Source organism: Lentzea kentuckyensis, from assembly GCF_002150765.1.
In the GTDB taxonomy this organism is placed as follows: Bacteria; Actinomycetota; Actinomycetes; order Mycobacteriales; family Pseudonocardiaceae; genus Lentzea; species Lentzea kentuckyensis.
On the sequence record NZ_MUYM01000027.1, the window covers coordinates 72,607 to 90,616 of the forward strand.

Below are 18,010 nucleotides of genomic sequence, written 5' to 3' on the forward strand. Positions count from 1 at the left end.
GGCACTGTTCTCGGTGACACGAACGAACGAGGAGAAACAGATGAGCACCGTCGCTGCCTACGCCGCTCCCGCACCCAAGGCACCGCTGGAGCGCACCACCATCGAGCGTCGCGCGGTCGGCGCGCACGACGTTCTGATCGACATCAAGTTCGCCGGCATCTGCCACTCGGACATCCACCAGGTCAACGAGGGCTGGGGCGAGGGCATCTTCCCGATGGTCCCTGGCCACGAGATCGCGGGCGTGGTCGTCGAGGTCGGTTCCGAGGTGACGCGCCACGCCGTCGGCGACCGGGTCGGTGTCGGCTGCCTGGTCGACTCGTGCCGGGAGTGCGACAACTGCCTGCGCGGCCTCGAGCAGTACTGCACGGGCGGCAACACGATGACCTACAACGCCATCGACCGACGCGGTGACGTCACCTACGGCGGCTACTCGAAGTCGATCGTGGTCGACGAGAACTTCGTCGTGCGGATCCCGGACGGACTTCCGCTGGACGTGGCCGCGCCGCTGCTGTGCGCGGGCATCACCGTCTACTCGCCGCTGCGGCACTGGGGCGTCGGACCGGGCAAGAAGGTCGCGGTCGTGGGCCTCGGCGGGCTCGGGCACATGGGCGTCAAGATCGCCGCTGCCCTCGGTGCCGAGGTGACCGTGCTGTCGCAGTCGTTGCGCAAGAAGGACGACGGGCTCAAGCTCGGCGCCCAGGACTACCGCGCCACCAGCGACCCCGCCACGTTCACCGAGCTGGCCGGGAAGTTCGACGTGATCCTGTCCACGGTGTCCGCGCCGCTGGACTTCAACGCCTACCTCGGCCTGCTGCGCACCGGCGGTGCGATCGTGAACGTCGGCGCGCCGGAGGAGCCGATCTCGCTGAACCTGTTCGGCCTGCTCGGCGGAGGCAAGACGCTCGCCGGATCCATGATCGGCGGCATCGCGGAGACCCAGGAGATGCTGAACTTCTGCGCCGAGCACGGCCTGGGCGCCGAGATCGAGCTGATCGACGCCGACCAGATCAACGTGGCGTACGAGCGGGTGCAGTCGAGCGACGTGCGGTACCGGTTCGTGATCGACACCGCGACGATCTGATCGCGGAGTGATTCGCCGGCCACCCGCCTGTTCGTAGCATCCTCGCCCATGAGAACTGCGATCTGGCTGGTGGCCGGTCTCGTCGGAGTAGGAGCAGCGGCGGTAGCGGCGGGGTCCGAGCCGGTCTGGGCGGTCCTCTCCTCGGTAGCGGCGGTCTACCTCTACTGGTTGGTGACGAAGTACGTCGCGCGGCGACCGGCACCGGAGATCGCCCGCGCCGGCGCCGTGGGGCAGTGGGGGCGCGGCTCGGCCGTCGGGGCCGGGTTCGTGCTGGTCTCGGCGTTGGTGGTCACCCTGCTCGGCGGGTACTCGTTCAGCAGGTCCGGCGAGTTTCTCGGGGTGTTCGTCAATGCGGCGATCGTGTCGCTGGTGGCCGCGGTCACCGAGGAACTGATCTTCCGCGGACTCCTGTTGCAGGCGCTGGAGAAGTGGCTCGGCAGCTGGGCCGCCCTGGGGATCACGTCGGCGCTCTTCGGGCTCGCGCACCTGAGCAACCCCAACGGCACCCTGTGGAGTTCATCGGCCATCACGGTCGAGGCCGGGCTGTTGCTGGGGGCGGCGTTCCTGTGGCTGCGCAACATCTGGTTCGTCGCCGGGATCCACTGGGCGTGGAACACCGTGGTCGCGTTGCTCGGCATTCCGGTGTCGGGGTTCGCGTCGTCCGGCTGGTTCGCGGTGGAGGTCTCCGGGCCGGAGCTGCTGACCGGCGGCGAGTTCGGGTTGGAAGCCTCGATCGTGCCCGTCCTGCTGGGACTGGGCATCACGGTCGTCATACTGCGGCGCCGTGCACTCGCGCCGGCGATGTCCACAACGGACTAGGCCGGTGCGCAGGGGACACCGGACGCGTGGGAAGTGTGGGCGCCGTCGAGCACCGAGTCGAGCTTGCGGAGCGTCTCCTGCAGGTCCTCGATCTGCTTCACCACCGACGACCGGTGCCCGTGCAGTTTCGCCAGCACCTGCGGCGACGCCACTCCGGTCAGCACGCACGGCAGCATCTCCAGGATCGACGCGCTGGAAATGCCCGCGGCGTAGAGCTGCTGGATCAGCCGCACCCGGTCGGCAGCCTTGTCCGGATAGTGCCGTTGGCCGCTCTCGCTGCGTTCGGAAGCAAGCAGGCCCTGCTCTTCGTAGTAGCGCAACGCGCGCACGCTCACGCCGGTCTTCGTCGCCAGCTCGCCGATCCGCATGAGACCTCCGCCACAAAAGCTACCTCTGACGTCAATGTCAGGTTTCTAGCCTAGCTCTCATGCTTCTCACCAGCTACCGACTCGGAAACCTGACCCTGCCGAACCGTCTCGTGATGGCGCCGATGACCCGCGCACGAGCCGTGGACGGCAAACCGATCGCGACGACGGCCACCTACTACGCCCAGCGCGCTACCGCCGGGCTCATCGTCACCGAGGGCGTGCACCCGAACGCGACCGGCCAGGCCGGTCCGTTCATGCCCGGCATCCACAACGACGAACAGGTCGAGGCCTGGCGCGTCGTCACGGACGCCGTGCACGCCAACGGCGGCCGGATCTTCGCCCAGCTCATGCACGGCGGCCGCATCGGACACGTCGACGTCGCCGGGCACCATCCCGTTGCGCCGTCGGCGATCGCGTCCAGCAGCGAGGTGTTCACGCCGACGGGGGTGCGGCCCGCGCCGGTGCCGGTCGCGCTGACCGCCGCAGGGGTTCAGGACCAGATCCGGGCGTTCGGGGACGCGGCCCGGCTGGCGGTCGAGGCGGGGTTCGACGGCGTCGAACTGCACGGCGCCAACGGCTATCTGATCCAGCAGTTCCTGTCCTCCAACGCGAACCAGCGCGACGACGAGTACGGCGGCTCGGTCGCCGGACGCATCCGGTTCGCCGTCGAGGCGGTCGAAGCGGCGGTGGACGCCATCGGCGCGGACCGGGTCGGCATCCGGCTCTCACCCGGCGGTCAGGTGCAGGACATCGTCGAGGACGACGTGCCCGCGCTGTACTCGGCGTTGCTGCAGGCGTTGCCGGACATCGCTTATCTCCACGTGCTCGCGACCGCGGACGACGAGGTGCTGATGGGGTTGCGCAAGGCGTGGCCGACGGCGTTCATCCTCAACCCCGGCGGCCAGATCGGCCCGCACGAGAGCACGCGCGAGCAGGGTGAACGCTGGCTCGCCAACGGTGCCGACCTGATCAGCTACGGCCGCGCCTACCTCGGCAATCCCGATCTCGTCGAACGGTTCCGCCTCGGGCTACCGTTCGTCAGCATGGACCGCGAGACCTGGTTCCAGACCGAGGCGGGGTACGTCGACCACCCCAGCTATCAGCACTGAAGCGCGCGCATCAGGTGGTCGACGAGCCGTTCGAGGTAGTCGGGCTCGACCTCGGCGCGGCGCACCGACAGTCGCCAGTAGACGGGTGCGGCGATCAGGTCGAGTGCGATCTCCACGTCGAAATACGCTGGTAGCTCACGACGTTCGACCGCGCGCCGCAACGCGATGGCGCCGAGCTCGCGGCGCGGTTCGCCGATGGTCGCCGCGATCGCCTCGGCCAGCGCGGGATTGCGGACGGCCTCGGCGGTGAGGTCCGGCAGGATCGTGGCGAACCGCGGGTGGCTCAGCCAGTCGTACACCGCCGTGACGGTCGCCAGCAGGTCGCCGCGCAACGACCCGGTGTCCGAGGTTTCGGCCAGTGGCACGGAGAACTCCGACAGTGCCGCGACCACCATGTCCTGTTTGGACGGCCAGCGCCGGTAGAGCGCGCTCTTGCCGACCTCCGCGCGTTTGGCCACCGCCTCCATCGACAGCCGGCCGTAGCCGTGCAGCGCGAGCTCGTCGAGCACGGCCTCGGTGATCGCGGACGTGACCTGAGGCTGCAGCACGGCGGCGCCGGTCGGGGTGCGCTTGGTCATGACGCACATCATAGGACTGGACGAGACGGTCCCGTCCCGCCTAACGTTGTGGACGGGACGGTACCGTCTCGTCCATTTCGTTGGGAGTTTCCATGGACCTCATCCCGAGGGCACTGCAACTGCTGCTGGACAAGGACATGACCGGGTTCGCGGGCCTGTGGGCCGAGGACGGCGTGATGGAGTTCCCGTTCGCCCCGCCCGGCTACCCGGCGCGCCTGGAGGGGCGTGCGGCGATCGAGGACTACCTGCGCGACTACCCGAAGATGCTCGACATCCAGGGCTTTCCGACCCAGGTCGTGCACCAGAGCACGAACCCGGACGTCGCCGTGGTCGAGTTCGACGCCGAGGGCGTGGTGGTGGCGACCGGTAAGCCGTACCGGTTCTCCTACATCGCGGTGATCATCGTTCGCGACGGCGAGATCGTGTCCTATCGCGACTACTGGAACCCGCTCTACGTGCAGGAGCTTTCGGCATGAACGTGCTGGTCATCGGTGGTACCGGGACGACCGGCAGCCGGCTCGCGGCGTTGTTGCCCGGCGCCCGCATCGGTACGCGGAAGCCCAGGCAGGACAACCACGTCCGGTTCGACTGGGACGATCCGGCGACGTTTGAAGATTCTCTTCGCGGGATAGATGGGGTGTACCTGATCCCTCCGGTCGGGGAGGCTGATCCCGTGCCGGTGGTCGAGTCGTTCATCGCTCGAGCGCGGCTCGTGCGGCGAGTGGTACTGCTGAGCTCGTCCGCGGTGCGGGAGAGCGCCACGGGGATGGGCGCTCTCCCCGCGCTGGTCAGGACCATGCCGGAGTGGACGGTGCTGCGGCCGTCGTGGTTCATGCAGAACTTCACCGGCGACCACGTGGTCGCGGCCGGTGTCCGCGCCGGCGAGATCGTCACGGCCACCGGCGACGGCAGGGTCGGGTTCGTCGACGCCGCGGACATCGCCGCGGTCGCCGCCCGTGCGCTCACGGATCCGGTGCCGCACAACACTGATCACCTGATCACCGGACCGGAGGCGCTCAGCTACGCCGACGCGGCCGCGATCATCACGGAGGTCACCGGCCGCCCGGTCCGGCACCGTTCGGTCAGCACTCCCGAACTGACCGAACGGCTCGCGGCCTCGTTGCCCAGGGAGTTCGCCGCGATCCTCGCCCAGTTGGACGAGGACATCCGCGGTGGCGCGGAAGACCGGGTCACCACGACCGTCGGGGACGTGGCGGGCCGGCCCGCCCGGTCCTTCCGCGACTTCCTCAGCCGAACGTCCATCGCGTAGCGCCGCCCGGCCCCGCGGTCGCCACGGCGTGGGCCGAGGTCAGCGTGATCCGGTAGACGTACCAGGGCGGCGGGCCGCCACTCGGTGCGGTGTAGGGCGCCGTGAGCGCCGCACCCTCCCGTTCGGCCGGCCAGCCCGACTCGCGGTACCTCGCGGCCACCCTGTCCAAAGTGGACTGATCGGTGACGCGGTGTGCGTCGCCCTCCAGCACGAGGTCCATGCCGGTCAGTCGCACCGACACCGTGCAGGCCGGGTTCGCCGCGAGGTTGCGCGACTTGCGGGTGCCCGGCCCGCTCACGAAGTACAGGCTGTCCTCGAACCAGACGGCGCCGATGCCCACCGAGTGCGGCCTGCCGTCCGGGCGCACGGTGTTCAGGAAGAACGGCACGTCTGCCGACGCGGACTCCTTGGTGAGCAGGTCCTGCGCCTGGCTCCACTGAAGGGCGGCGCCGCCGTACTGGTCGAGGTTGCGGGTCTCAATCGTCGTGTTCGTCATGCACGTGCGTCGAACGGGAATCCGCGTTTTCGACAGCTACCTCAACGAGTCGCACGGCACGACGAAGAACCAGTCCTTCGGCTCGTGCTCCAGCCGCGCTTCCGGTGCTCCCGCCGAGCATTCCGCACGGGCGTTGGCGACGCTCTCGTCCCACGGCACGCCCTGCAGCACCGGCCCGCGTTCCTGCAGGTACCAGAAGATGCTGACGACGATGATCATCCCGATCAGGTACCGGCTGCCGCCCACCACCGCGCGTCCCCAGGTCACCGCCGGCGTCGCGTCGAGGCCCACGAAGATCGCGGTGAACAGGAACAGGCACGGCGCGATGCTGTAGCGCTGCGCGGCCATCACGACCTCGGGCGCCTGCACCTGCAGCACGTGGGTCCAGTTCAGCACCAGGCACGCCACGATGACGATCACGCTGTACGCGACCGCCGTCAGCGCCAGCGTCCGGCGCGGGCGGTCACCGAACCACAGGCCCGTCGCGATCGGCACCGCGGCGATCAGCAGCGTCACCAGGATCAGCGCGTTGCCCTGCGCCGGGTAGAAGTCGCTGACCCGTTCCGACCCGGTGAACGCCACCACCGGCACCCGCAGCAGGCTCGCCAGCAGCACCTGCACCGGGTCGACCGCGTCGTGCGAGTACGGCGTCCTGGTCGCGAAGATCATCGCGATCGCCTGCACGACCAGCCCGGCGAGGAACGCGATCGGCACTTCCTTGCGTGGCAGGAAAAGCCGCACCAGCGCGATCGGCGCCAGGATGAAGACGAGCGGGCTCGACACGGCGGCGAGGAACACGAACAACGCGACGGGCCAGCGCGGGGCGTTGCGCCACAACAACGCCCAGAAGGCGCCGTAGAGCAGGAACCAGTGCAGGTTCGACATGTTGTTCAACGTCTCGGAGTTGCCCGCCGGCAACACGACGACCAGTGCCGCCAGCACGAACCGCATCGGCGTCGACCGCAGGTACGCCTTGGAGCCCGCGAACGTGATCAACGCGATCAGCACCCGCAGCACCGCGGCGGTGACCGCGAATCCGGCGGCGGTCCACTCGATCGGCAGCAGCGCGACCATCTGGGCGACCAGGCGCGGCAGCGTGTGCAGGTAGCCGCCGTAGGGCTCGATCAGGTTGTGCGGCGCCGGGAACCGCACCGCGTCGACCATGAACCGGGCGCCGTCCTCGGCCCAGAGGTGGTCGAGCCGGGCCCAGCCGGCCGGGATGAGCAGCAGGAACAGCATCGAGCCGAGGAACGCGAACACCATGCCCAGCCAGGCCCGTTCGTGCGGGGGCTCGGCCGGGAGCGGGAGCACGCTTTCCGCGAGTGCCTTCGGTCGTTCCAGCGTCGCCGTCACTGCAGATCCCCCATGTCCCGGTTCACCGGGCACGGTACCGGGGTCAGGTCAGCAGGCGTTCGTAGCGGTCCCACTGCTCCTGGGTCACCACGGTGATCTCGGAGGAGTTCTGCTGGGCGACCTCGAGCGAGTTGATCACCATCAGCTTGTTGTTCACCACCAGCCCGGCCAGGCCGTTCGGGCCGAGCACCGCCGGAACGGACGCCGGGATGCGGACCGCGACCTGGAACGAGTCGACGATCTTCGGCCGCCACCCGATCACGCCGCGGGCGAACTTCGCCGCCGCCGAGCCGCGTTCGAACCGGACGACCTTGCCGTTGACGACCACGTCCGCCGTGCGTTCGGGGGAGGGCACCGAGAACCCGTTGAGCACGCTCGCCTCGTCCGGCGTCGCGCAGCCGTTGAGCCCGAGCGCGTCGATGCCGAAGTGGCTGATGTTCGTGGGCGCTCCGGACCCACCGTTGACGGTGGCGCGCAGCACGTCGAGCGCCACCTTGTCGCACGGTCCACCGGGGTGGATCGGCGCGTGGCCCTCGGGCGTGCGGACCAGGCCAGGGCCTTCTTTCCAGGCACCGGAGATCACCACCGGGTCGAACGGGTGGCGGGTGAACTCCCTGTTCCAGAACGTGATGGTGGTGCCCTCGTCGGTCGAGTGGGCGATCGCGAACGTGGACGCGGCGTCGATCCACATCCAGTCCGCGCTGAACGCCTCGACCACGGACCGCGTGCGCGCCTCGTTGGTCTTCTGCACGGGCTTGAACCCCTGCGGACCCAGCGACTCGACACCCTTGGTGAACAGCGGGTCCTTCGAGCGCAGGACGTACTGGCCGGCGCCGTTCGTGGCCGCGGCGAACCCGGTGGTGTCGGTGAAGAGCAGGTAGACCCAGCCGTCGAGGTAGATGGCGGACTGCTGGCCGGCACCGTAGGTGTTCTCGCGGATGATGTCGTTCGACGTGCCGAGGATTGCCTGACCGTTGTTGGCGCGCGTCCAGCTGACGCCGTCCTTGCTGGTCGCGACGCCGACGGAACTGCCGTTGGCGTGGTTGTCCCTGGACGCGCCGGTGTAATACATGTAATACGTGTCGCCGATCTTGATCAGCGACGGGTCGCACGTGTGCATGGCGTCGAAGCTGCTACCGCTGCCGGAGAACACCGGGCGCGCCGTGGTGAACGGGCCGTCCGGGCTCGGGCCGTCGCTGTAGAGGATGTCGTCGCCGTTCGGCTGCGCGACCCCCATCTGACTGCACCACCACGTGCGCACCTTGCCGCCGTCGAGCATCACGGCGGGCGCGTAGTTGTAGACCGCGTCGCCGGTGCCGGCGATCACCGTGCCGGGGCTCTGCCTGCCGTTCTCGACGGTGAGCTTGAGCTTGTCCCGCGGCGGCGGTGCCTTGGTCTCCGACGTGGCCGGCTGCGTGGCGGGCTTGCCCACGGGGTCCCCGACCGCCTGGCTCGTGCACGCCGTGACCGCACCGAGGAGTGCGAGCGCAGCGAGCAGCGCGACAGGGCGACGTCTCAGGGTCACCCGACCATCATAATGATCAACTCATCCGTACGGGTGAAGTCCGTTGTTCGACTTCCGATTCATACCTGGTCAATGGGCCTCACGTGTACAACGCCCTGGCCAGACCGTCGATGACCGCGGCGGTGAGGGGGCCGAAGCTCAGCACCTGGTGATCGCTCATGTCGACGATCCGGCGCTTCTGCCCGGCCGGCGTCCGCGCGACCCCGGGCACGTTCGTCAGGCCCTCGACCCCGCCGACGGACTGGAGCCCCTTCGACGTTACGAGGATCACGTCCGGCGCGGCCTTCGCCAACGCTTCGGGGTCGATCGGCCCAGCGCCCCGCACCCCGGCCACGTCGACCGCGCCGACGGCGGTGATCAGGTCGTCCGCGCCGGTGCCCTGCCCGAACAGCTGGTAGATCCCCGCCTGGCCGCGCAGGTAGAGGAACACGACCCGCAGCTCAGAGCCGTTCGCCAGCCGGTGCGCCCCGATCTTGGCCTTCTCGATCTCCGAAGTCGTGCGGTGGGCGAGCTTCTCGCCTTCCCCCGGCACCCCGAGCGCGTCCGCGACCTGCTGGATCAGCGTGCCGACGTTGTTGACCGCACGCCGGGAATCCGTGACGACCACGGGGATGCCCGACTCCCGCAGCCGCAGCACGACGTCCCACGGCCCGAGGGTGGTGTCGGTGATGACGACGGTCGGTCGCAGCCGGGCGATCGTCTCGGCGTTGAGCTCGTGACCGTTCGTCGTGATGAGCGGAAGCGTTGCGGCGGAGGGAAAACCGGTCGAGATGTCCCGCCCGACCATCCTGCCGCCGAGCCCCAGTCCGAACACCGTGGCACCGAGCGTGCCGTGCCTGTCGAACGCGAGAATCCGGTCGGCGCTCGTCACCGTGACCTTGGTGTCCTGCACATCGGTGACCGTCGTGGGCAGCTTCGGCTCGACGTCGTGGCTGATCGGGACGATGTCCGGTGCGGTCGCGGTCGACGGGCCGGTCTTCTGCCTGGGGTCTTCGAGCTGTTCCGACGGCGTTCTGTTCGGGACGCCCGATTCCGGCGCGTTCCGGTTCGCCGTGCCGGTACATCCTGACGCCAGCACGAGTGTGAGCACAGCCACCCAGACCCTCACACCTCGAACTTAACCGCTAACTGGCCGGCGGATGTTCGCGAACCGCGCACCGGCGGCGGAACCAGGCGAGGAACTTCGCCGGGTCGCCGGCCTGCCGGAGCGCGGACACCGCGCCGGTCAGCGGGAACATCGCGGCGTGCGTCCGGGCGCGTTCGTAGAAGTCGGGGCGGACGCGGCGCACCAACGGCCAGCCGTAGCCGGCGAACGCGGCCGCGTCGAGCGCGGGGTCACCGGCGCAGGCGAAGTCCCAGTCGATGATTCCGGTGATCTTCCCGTGTTGCCAGCGGAGGTTCACCGGGGCGAGGTCGCCGTGCGCGAAGCCCTGCACGACCGGGAGGTCCTGGAACCGTCGCAGGACTTCGGAGGCCTGATCGCGTTCGTCTTGATCCAGCAACGGGAACACGAGCTCGGTGACGTTCTCGGCGACCTTGCTCCCACCGGCGTGCCGCAGCGGTTCATCAAGCAGGGCAAGGAGTTCCTCGTCCAGCTCGACCGCGGCCAGTGCGTCGAGCACCTCCAGGACCGCCTCGTCGCTCGCGGTCTCCGAAGGCCCGCCGGGCAGGTACGAGATGATGACGTGCGCCTCACCCAGCGGCAGGTCCAGCCGGTTCTCGAGGATTTCCGGTACGGCGAAAGGCAATCCGAGCTGTCCGATGAGCTGGAGCGCCCGAGCGCGACGACGTGCGTCGGCCAGATCCGCGCGGGGGAAGCGGGCCACCCACTTCCCCCGCTCGATCAGGGCGTCGTTGAACGTCCCGCCCACCAGCTCCATCACATGACCAGCCACTGGCCGAGCGCCGCCGCCGGCACCGCGATCAGGTAGAGCACCACCGGCCGCCGCGGTACGTCGGAAGGCGGCCGCACCAGCTCGCCGCGTTCCCGTCCACCCCGCAACGCCTCCGTCAGCATCGCCCGGTTCCGGCCCCGCCGCGCCGCGTACCGGGGGGAGATCTTCGACCACAACCACAGCTGGTCGAACTCCCACTCCTCCTCGCCGCCGTCGGCGAAGACGAGCGTGATCCGGTTGGCCTGTTCCTCGAACCGCGCGATCGCGTCCCAGCGGTACACCGACATCGTGAACCACCGCACGACCGCGATCCCGCCGTCGTTCCACCTCAGCCGCGGCCGGAAACCGGAGCGCCACAACAGTTCCAGCAACGGCAGCGCGATCACGAGGATCACCGCCCAGGCAGGAACCCACGAGGGCAACCTCAGCAGTTCCGACGCCGGCACCACGGCCGCCAGCCCCGCGCACATGACCGCCGCGAAGTAGTTGATGAGCGCACTGCGCCGGATCTCGTGCAACGTTCTCCCAACGAACGGAACGGGGCCGGCGGAACAAGCCCGCCGGCCCCACCCTACTCAAATCGATCTCGGCGGCTTACCGGTAGCGGGCCCTGAACCGTTGCTGGTTCTTGAACTTGAACCGCTGCTTGATCGCCCAGAACGTGCCCGGCGAGAACCTCGACCGCGCGTTCTTGTACGCCCCGAAGAGACCACCCTTGTGGCTGCGCGCCACCGGCCACTTCTTCGCCGCGTACTTGGCCACCGCGAACCCGCGCAGGCCCGTCAGCGCACCCGCGATACCGCCTCGGACGACGTGACCCCACACGTTCTCGCTGCGCCGGTTCACGGCCCAGTTCGCCGCACCGAGACCCGCGCCGACCGCGATGCCGACACCGATCGCACACCCGATGCCCGCGGAGCCGACGCAGACCGCGCCGACCACGATTCCCGTCGCGATGCCGCGCACGTACTTGTTGTCGAGCGCCTTCTTCGCGATGTTCTTCGTGGCGTTCCACACCTTGCCCCAGTTCGGCCACTGGCCGTCCAGGTCGGTGTCGTTGATCGGGTCGCCGTTGACGTAGTCGTAGTCGTTGGCTGACCCGCCGTCCACCGGGTCGACCGACAGGAACCGGCCGAGCAGCGGGCTGTACGGCCGCGCGCCCATCTGCACCAGGGACAACGCACCGGCGTGCTCGTACGGGCGTTGGTGCTGCCCGAGCCAGCCGTGGTCCATCTGACCGGGCTGGTTGTCCGGGACGTTGTCCGCGTCGGCCGTGCCGTCGTTCTTCAACGGCTCACCGAACGGCGTGTAGCGGCGCAGGTCACCGACCTGCTTGCCCGCCGCGTCCGTGGTGAGCGTCAGGTCGCCGCGCACCGTCGGGTGGTCGTGCGTGCGCACGTCACCCGCGATGGTCAGCAGGACACCGCCGGGCAGCGAGATGGACCGCGACAGCACCTTCTTCGACGCGTCCAGCACGAGGTCGGCCGTGTCCCCGCCGCCGGTGTAGCCGTAGAGCGCCACCGAGAGCTGGTCGCCCTGCGCCGCGCCGCGGCGGATGATCCGGTCGGTGGCGTCGCGCAGGTACGAGACGTCCGCCGGGTCCGCGCCGACCGAACGCGCGCCGATGCTGCGGCCCGCTCCGTCCCAGGACAGGTGCGTGGTCGACCCGCCGGAGGTGTACTCCAGCGTGTTGCCCTCGTTGTCGTACTTGACGTTCGTGACCGCCGAAGCGCCCACGGTGCCGAGCAGGCGGTCCGCCGCGTCGTAGCAGTAGCCGGTCTCGGCCGTGCCGGACGCCGTCTCGTCGATCAGCTTGACGCGGTTGGTGTTCAGGCCCGCGTTGCCCACCGCACCGGCCGGACAACCCGCGGGCGCGCCCGACGTGAAGTCGTAGGTGTAGTGGTGGCCCTGCACCCACGCCTCGGTCAGCCGGCCCGCGCCGTCGTAGACGTAGTTGGGCTGGCCGGGGCGGGCGTCCACGCCGCCGAGGGTCTCGTCGACGATCGTGCCCGCACGGCTGCGGGTCACCGCCGACGTCACCTCGGCACCGGAGGCGGTCCGCCAGGTGAGCGAGACGTCCCGGCCGGACGCGTCCCTGCCGATCGACGACAGCGACGTGCCGTTGGCGTACGACACCGAGGCCAGCTCACCGGCCGCGTCGTAGGTCGTCGTCGCCAGCACCGAACCGTTGAGCGACGTGGTCTTCAACCTGCCCGCGTCGTCGTAGGTGAAAGTGCTCTCCTGGGCGGCGTCGATCGGAGGAACGACCTTCTCGGACACCGAACGCCCGATCTGGTCGTACTTGGTCTCCGTGCGCACACCGTGGATGTCGGTGTGCTCGACGACCCGGCCGAGCAGGTCGACCTTGGTGGTGACGGTGCCGGTGTGGTCGGTCACCGACGACACCAGCGGGTCACCGTTGACGGCGTGGTTCGTGGTGACGGTCCGTTCGGCAGACGAGGAGTTCTCCGGGTACTTGACCGCCACGACGCGGTCGTGCGCGTCGTAGGTCGTGCATTTCCACTTACCGGCCGTGCCTTCCGCGACGATGCGGCCGGACTCGTCGAACACCTGCTCGTCCGTGCGGCCCGACGCCAGCGTGGTCAGCTTGGCCATGCCGCCCTGGTTGATCGCCTCGACGGCCGGGGTGCAGGGGTTGTCCCGCGTCTCGGTGTCGCCGTAGAAGGCGTAGGTCGACTGCGCGCCGTTGGGCATGGTCTTGCCCGTCTTGCGCAGGTAACCGGTGCCCATCGCCTCGTAGCTCGTGCGGCTGGTGAAGCCCGCCGTCACCGTGCTGGTGCCGAGCCCGTAGGCCGCGTCGAGTCCGTTCTCGGTGAACTTGGTCGACACCACGGAGTTGGGCACCCCGTTGGACTCGTCGGTCGCCGTCGAGGTGGTCAGGCCGTACTTCGGCCTGAGGCTCGTGGCCGGCACGACCTGCTGGGTGCCACCGGGGGTGGTCCAGTGCAGTTCGAGCTGTGCCGGGCCGGCGCCGTCGTAGTAGTCGACGCGGATCTTCTTCGTGGCGCCGGCGGAAGGGCTGCTGACCGTGGCCTCACGCCACTTCGCGCCGGTGTCGATCCAGTCGTCGATGACGTTCTGGTCGTCGAGCCACACCCGGACACCGTCGTCGGCCACGACGCGGAGCTTGTAGCTGCCCGCCTCGGGGAAGACGATGTCACCGGTGGCGCGCAACGAGAACGCGTCCGTCGTGATGCCGGTGACCGGTCCGTCGGTGCCCCAGTTGCGGACCAGCGTGCCGTCCGCGGCGAGCCCCGTCTGGTACACCTTCGGCGCACCGACCAGGTCCTTGTTGTCGTAGAACGACAGCGCGAGACCGTTGATGCCCTCGTCGTAGTTCGTCTTCGAGTGCGGCACGGTCGCCGCGCACTCCGGCTTCGGCAGTTGGCCGGTGAAGCACGACGCGGGAGCCGGGCCGTACCTGTCGGTCGGCCGGTCCTGGGCGTCGTACACCGTGGTCGACATGCGCCCGGCGCCGTCCGTGGTGGTCAGCTCCTGGTCCTTCACGCTCCAGGTCGTCGACGCGGTCTTGCCGGTGGCGTCCGTGGTGGACAGCAACCGGAAGGCGTCGTCGTAGACCACTTTCGTGACGAACCCGATTGCCGGGCTGAGCCCGTCGGCGTCCACATAGGACGTCCGGTTGGCCGGGTCGTAGCGGTAGCCGTGCCTGGGGCGTTCGACGTCGGCCGACGCCTTCGGCTGGTACATCTGGCGAACCATCGGCTTCGTCGCCGTGTGGTCGACGTAGTGGACGATGTAGTTCGCCTTGTCGTTGTTGCGGTTCGCCAGGTCCTGGACGATCCAGTCGATGGCCTTGCTGTCGCGCAGGCCGTCGAGCAGGCCGTTGGACGTGAAGCTGAAATCCGTGATCTCCTGGCCGGGGTCTTCGACCCGGACGAGGTTTCCGCGGTGGTAGAACAGCTTCGTCTGGGTGCCGTCCCAGTACTCGATGCGGCACAGCATCTGCGCCGGCGGCTGGCGTTCGGCGTCCGGCGGGGGAGTGGCGCCCGCGTAGCAGTCGTCACCCGGCCGGTTGTAGTGCAGCTTGTGCGAGCGACCGGAGACCGGGTCCTTGATCTCCTTCAACCGCGAGGGAGAACCGTTGTAGATGTTCTGCAACGCCGACGGCTTGCGGGAGTCCGTCGCGGTGGACTGCGACTCGAGCTTGCCCTCGGAGTTGAAGATGAACACGTCCGTGCCGTAGGTCAGCGTCACGTGCCCCGCGGAGTTGAGCGCGATGATGCCTTCCTCGCCGTCGGGCGGGGAGTAGCCACCGGTCGACTTCTTGGTCCACGTGTGCTTCGCGCCGGTGCCGTCGGTCAGCACCACGTTCTGGTCGGTGACCTTGGCCTCGGTGAACGTGGTGCCGCTGCCGTCCAGGTCCGCGGACAGCGTCCAGCCCTTGGGCATCGTCGGCAGGTCGGACGAGTGCAGCCAGTCGGCGGGGACGATCTGCGACGGCACGGTGGTGCCATCGCTCGTGCGGGTGAACAGACGCAGGTACGCGGCACCGGTGACCTCGGCGAGCTCGACCTTGATCGGCACGCGCTGGCCGGCGGTCAGCTGGACCTCCGTGGCCAGGCCCCAGTTGACGTCGCTGCAGCAGCCCTGGTCGTAGACCGAGTTGCCGTTGATCCACACCCGCAGCCGGTCGTCGTGCACGCCGGCGAACTGGTACTTGCCGGTGGCGGGAGCCTGGAAGAAGCCCTCCCAGCGGGCGACGAACCAGTCCTTCTCCAGCGCCGGGGCGAACGGTGAGGTGTCGCCCCAGTCGACGTTGACCTGCGGTTCGGTGCGGACCAGCACCGGTTGCTGCTGCGCGCCGATCTCGCCGTTGCGCGAGAGGTCCGGGTAGTACGACGCCCGCAGGCCCTTCTGCTCCTGCTGCTGGGAGTTGTACGTCATGGTCAGACCGGCGGTGCCGCCGACGGTCGTGAACGTCGGCGACTCGACCGACGTGGTCAGGTTGCCGTTGGCGAGGTTGACCGAGATCGGGCCGAGCGTGTCGACCGGAGCGGGGCCGCGGTCACCGATGCGCTGGTCGACCTTGAGGTGGAAGACCGCGCTCGGGATCGTCGACGTGGCGCCGCTGAACGCCTTGGCCTGCCAGGTGTAGGCCACACCGTCCTGCAGCACGCCCGGCGGCACGGTCCACTTCGGACTGTCGAGGCAGCCGGAGTCCACGACGACGCCGGACTTGGCGTCCGAGCCGGTCGCGACGGTGAAGCAGTACTTCACCGGGTCGCCGTCCGGGTCGGTGACGGGGTTGACCGCCAGCGTCGGCGTGGTGTTGGTGATGACGCTGTGGTCCGCCGGGCCGACCAGGGTCGGTGCGGGCGGCGCGGAACCGGTGTCGACGGTCAGCGTCGCGGTGGCGTTCTTGTAGGTCCAGACGCCCGCCGCTTCGTGGCCGACGACCATGAACGTCGCCATGTGCTTGATGTCCGCGATGTGCTGCAGGAAGCTCACCAGGCTGTCGCCGGTGAGCGTGCCGACCTGGCCGAAGTTGCCGGTGGCCAGGTAGCCGCCCAGACCGTTGAAGTTCAGCGCGGACGCGTGGTACAGGTGCGCCGGCCAGGTCTTGTCGGGGCTCAGCGGGGAACGCTGGTTGGCCAGGTCCAGCTTCGCGCCCACGATCCGCTTGCCGTACAACGACTCGTAGTTGAAGCGGATCGAGCTGCGCCAGTACTTGTCGCCGCGGTCCAGGACGTTGCCGATCTGGACGCCGCAGTTGGTGCAGCCGGCGCCGTCGGACTTGTACGACTCCGCGTACGCGACGCCGAACGTGAACGTCGGGTCGACGCTGACCGGGTAGACCCGCTTGGAGTCCTTCAGCCACGCCTCGTCCACGGCGACCGTGAGCGTCCAGTCCTTGCCGGACTTCTCGACGGTGTAGGTGCCGCCGGTCTGCGCGGGCGCGGTGGTCTCGCCGTCACCGGCCGAGTCCCACGTGACGATCGGAGGCATCACGATCTTCGGCGTGCCCTGGGCGTCCCGCAGCTCGACCGTGCCCTGCTCCGTCACGGCGGGGGTGAGGTTGCCCGTCTTGAGAACGAACCGCCACTTGTTGGTGGACGGCACCTTCTTGAGCTTGATGGTCTCCTTGACCGAGCCCGGCGTGACCTCGTAGGTCAGGTCGGTGTCCGCGGCGACGTCGGTGTACTCCGCCGTCTGGTCCGCGATCTTGGCGGTGCTCTTCGCCTTCTGCTCGGGCGCGAGCGAGACCTTGTGGCCGTCGAACTCGACGTTCACGAGGTTCGGGTCGTCCGCCGTGGCCGCGAGCGACGGCTTGAGCGGGTGCTGCTTCGCCCTGACCCGGCGCGTGGGCACGTCGGCCGTCAGCGTCGTGTCGATCTTCTGCCACTCACCCCTGGCGTCCTTGACGTTCAGCGGGTCCGTGGACTGCCGGACGCTCCGCGTGCCGTCGGGGTTCGTGTACTCCTCGGTGAACATCGACCTGGAGGCCACTTTGGACTTCTCGGGGTCGAAGCTCGACCCCTCGCGCTTGGCGAGCGGGGAGAAGTCCGCCTTCGGGTCGGCCTGCGCGGTGGCCTGCGTCTGCTTGACGTCGGCGCCTTTCAGGACCGGCAGGGTGTTCGGATCCACGGCCGTCGCCTTCGGTGGCGGCGCGGCGAACGCGGGTACCTGCACCAGCGAGAAAGCCAATGCTGCAACGAGCGTCGCGGCAATGCTCCGTGTTCTTCGCACACGGAAGTGCCGCGTCGCTGAACGACGCGTCATGCGTGAAGCCCCCAGCCTCGGTTATGAAATTGCCCCAGTGAGTGCGTTCGCTCCCAGACAGCGGCGCACTGGTCAAACGGGCAGAAGCATCGCTAATGGATTGAAATCAGACAAGGGGTCAAAAGGATCAGGTTGCCTGGTTGTTGCGGACGTCACACAGCGTGTCCGTCCGGTTGCGGAATCAACTACCGAGGTAGCGCACGACCGCCATCACGCGGCGGCTCAGGCCGGACGAACCGGCCAGGCCGAGCTTGTCGAAGATCGCGTTGATGTGCTTCTCCGCGGCACTTTGGGAGATGTGCAGTTGCTGGGAGATGCGGGCGTTGGTGAGGCCCTGGGCCATCAGTTCGAGGACGTCCTTTTCCCGTTTGGTCAGCGTTTCGAGCGGGTCCACGTGGGTCGTCCTGGTCAGCAGCCGGCGCACGACCTCCGGGTCGAACGCGGCGCCGCCGGCCGCGACCCGGTCCAGTGCCTCCAGGAACTCGTCGACTTGGGCGACGCGGTCCTTGAGCAGGTAGCCGACCTTGCTGCCGCCGGTGATCAGTTCGGTGGCGTAGCGGTTCTCGACGTACTGGGAGAGCACGAGCACCGCGACGGCCGGGTGGTTCTGCCGGATCGCGAGCGCGGCGCGCATGCCGTCGTCCTTGTGGTCCGGCGGCATCCGGACGTCGGTGACCACGATGTCCGGCAGGTGCTCGGCGGTGGCCTCGAGCAGGTCCGGTGCCGTGCCGACGGCGGCCACGACGTCGTGGCC

The 18,010-nt window shown here is 68.9% G+C and carries 15 protein-coding genes; 5 read left to right on the plus strand and 10 right to left on the minus strand.

What is annotated here, in order from left to right; genetic code table 11:
• Positions 1-40: 40 nt before the first annotated feature.
• Both B0F77_RS15140 and B0F77_RS15145 read left to right on the plus strand, forming a co-directional pair.
• Positions 41-1,081 carry an NAD(P)-dependent alcohol dehydrogenase gene (locus tag B0F77_RS15140; RefSeq protein WP_086663520.1) on the plus strand — a complete coding sequence of 347 codons (1,041 nt, stop codon included), beginning with the start codon at positions 41-43 and terminating at the stop codon, positions 1,079-1,081.
• 48 nt (positions 1,082-1,129) lie between these two features.
• The gene (locus B0F77_RS15145) at positions 1,130-1,900 is read left to right on the plus strand and encodes a CPBP family intramembrane glutamic endopeptidase (RefSeq protein ID WP_086663521.1); all 771 of its coding nucleotides are present in this window, start codon (positions 1,130-1,132) and stop codon (positions 1,898-1,900) included.
• On the opposite strand, the gene B0F77_RS15150 is transcribed toward B0F77_RS15145, so the two are convergent.
• The gene (locus tag B0F77_RS15150) at positions 1,897-2,268 is read right to left on the minus strand and encodes a MerR family transcriptional regulator (RefSeq protein ID WP_086663522.1); all 372 of its coding nucleotides are present in this window, start codon (positions 2,266-2,268) and stop codon (positions 1,897-1,899) included. The two genes, B0F77_RS15145 and B0F77_RS15150, sit on opposite strands and share 4 nt — an antisense overlap.
• 59 nt (positions 2,269-2,327) lie before the next feature.
• On the opposite strand from B0F77_RS15150, the gene B0F77_RS15155 reads away from it, so the two are divergent.
• Positions 2,328-3,377 (plus strand): alkene reductase, encoded by a 1,050-nt coding sequence (locus tag B0F77_RS15155; protein WP_086663523.1) that lies wholly within the window; start codon positions 2,328-2,330, stop codon positions 3,375-3,377.
• Here the strand turns inward: B0F77_RS15155 and B0F77_RS15160 are convergent.
• Positions 3,368-3,955: a TetR/AcrR family transcriptional regulator gene (locus B0F77_RS15160; RefSeq protein WP_211293801.1), complete on the minus strand. Its 588-nt coding sequence runs from the start codon at positions 3,953-3,955 to the stop codon at positions 3,368-3,370. The two genes, B0F77_RS15155 and B0F77_RS15160, sit on opposite strands and share 10 nt — an antisense overlap.
• A 92-nt stretch (positions 3,956-4,047) precedes the next feature.
• Between B0F77_RS15160 and B0F77_RS15165 the strand changes: the two genes are divergently transcribed.
• Both B0F77_RS15165 and B0F77_RS15170 read left to right on the plus strand, forming a co-directional pair.
• Positions 4,048-4,431: a nuclear transport factor 2 family protein gene (locus tag B0F77_RS15165; RefSeq protein WP_086663524.1), complete on the plus strand. Its 384-nt coding sequence runs from the start codon at positions 4,048-4,050 to the stop codon at positions 4,429-4,431.
• On the plus strand, positions 4,428-5,225 hold the full coding sequence (locus B0F77_RS15170; protein WP_086663525.1) for a Rossmann-fold NAD(P)-binding domain-containing protein: 798 nt from the start codon (positions 4,428-4,430) through the stop codon (positions 5,223-5,225). The genes B0F77_RS15165 and B0F77_RS15170 overlap by 4 nt, the downstream gene beginning before the upstream one ends.
• Here the strand turns inward: B0F77_RS15170 and B0F77_RS15175 are convergent.
• The 8 genes from B0F77_RS15175 to B0F77_RS15210 form a co-directional block, all read right to left on the minus strand.
• Complete coding sequence (locus B0F77_RS15175; protein ID WP_086663526.1) at positions 5,203-5,721, minus strand: pyridoxamine 5'-phosphate oxidase family protein; 519 nt, start codon at positions 5,719-5,721, stop codon at positions 5,203-5,205. The genes B0F77_RS15170 and B0F77_RS15175 overlap by 23 nt on opposite strands.
• A 36-nt stretch (positions 5,722-5,757) precedes the next feature.
• Positions 5,758-7,074, minus strand: coding sequence for a hypothetical protein (locus tag B0F77_RS15180; RefSeq protein ID WP_086663527.1), 1,317 nt, complete (start codon positions 7,072-7,074; stop codon positions 5,758-5,760).
• Positions 7,075-7,117: 43 nt separating this feature from the next.
• A complete protein-coding gene (locus B0F77_RS15185) occupies positions 7,118-8,599 on the minus strand; it encodes a glycoside hydrolase family protein (RefSeq protein ID WP_086663528.1) in 1,482 nt (493 codons plus the stop codon).
• A 79-nt stretch (positions 8,600-8,678) separates the two neighbouring features.
• A complete protein-coding gene (locus tag B0F77_RS15190; RefSeq protein WP_245848181.1) occupies positions 8,679-9,695 on the minus strand; it encodes a heme/hemin ABC transporter substrate-binding protein in 1,017 nt (338 codons plus the stop codon).
• Positions 9,696-9,723: 28 nt separating this feature from the next.
• Complete coding sequence (locus tag B0F77_RS15195; RefSeq protein WP_086663530.1) at positions 9,724-10,479, minus strand: phosphotransferase; 756 nt, start codon at positions 10,477-10,479, stop codon at positions 9,724-9,726.
• A complete protein-coding gene (locus tag B0F77_RS15200) occupies positions 10,479-11,012 on the minus strand; it encodes a PH domain-containing protein (RefSeq protein WP_086663531.1) in 534 nt (177 codons plus the stop codon). Before B0F77_RS15200 ends, B0F77_RS15195 begins: the two co-directional genes overlap by 1 nt.
• Before the next feature lie 76 nt (positions 11,013-11,088).
• Positions 11,089-17,181 (minus strand): PA14 domain-containing protein, encoded by a 6,093-nt coding sequence (locus B0F77_RS15205; RefSeq protein WP_211293802.1) that lies wholly within the window; start codon positions 17,179-17,181, stop codon positions 11,089-11,091.
• 256 nt (positions 17,182-17,437) lie between these two features.
• Positions 17,438-18,010: LuxR C-terminal-related transcriptional regulator (locus tag B0F77_RS15210; protein ID WP_086663549.1), on the minus strand; the 573-nt coding region annotated here is incomplete at its 5' end.

Coding starts and splice junctions, on each gene's coding strand:
- B0F77_RS15150 (WP_086663522.1), bottom strand. CDS start 2,268: ATGCGGATCGGCGAGCTGGCGACGAAGACCGGCGTGAGCGTGCGCGCG.
- B0F77_RS15175 (WP_086663526.1), bottom strand. CDS start 5,721: ATGACGAACACGACGATTGAGACCCGCAACCTCGACCAGTACGGCGGC.
- B0F77_RS15155 (WP_086663523.1), top strand. CDS start 2,328: ATGCTTCTCACCAGCTACCGACTCGGAAACCTGACCCTGCCGAACCGT.
- B0F77_RS15145 (WP_086663521.1), top strand. CDS start 1,130: ATGAGAACTGCGATCTGGCTGGTGGCCGGTCTCGTCGGAGTAGGAGCA.
- B0F77_RS15170 (WP_086663525.1), top strand. CDS start 4,428: ATGAACGTGCTGGTCATCGGTGGTACCGGGACGACCGGCAGCCGGCTC.
- B0F77_RS15165 (WP_086663524.1), top strand. CDS start 4,048: ATGGACCTCATCCCGAGGGCACTGCAACTGCTGCTGGACAAGGACATG.
- B0F77_RS15195 (WP_086663530.1), bottom strand. CDS start 10,479: ATGGAGCTGGTGGGCGGGACGTTCAACGACGCCCTGATCGAGCGGGGG.
- B0F77_RS15160 (WP_211293801.1), bottom strand. CDS start 3,955: ATGACCAAGCGCACCCCGACCGGCGCCGCCGTGCTGCAGCCTCAGGTC.
- B0F77_RS15140 (WP_086663520.1), top strand. CDS start 41: ATGAGCACCGTCGCTGCCTACGCCGCTCCCGCACCCAAGGCACCGCTG.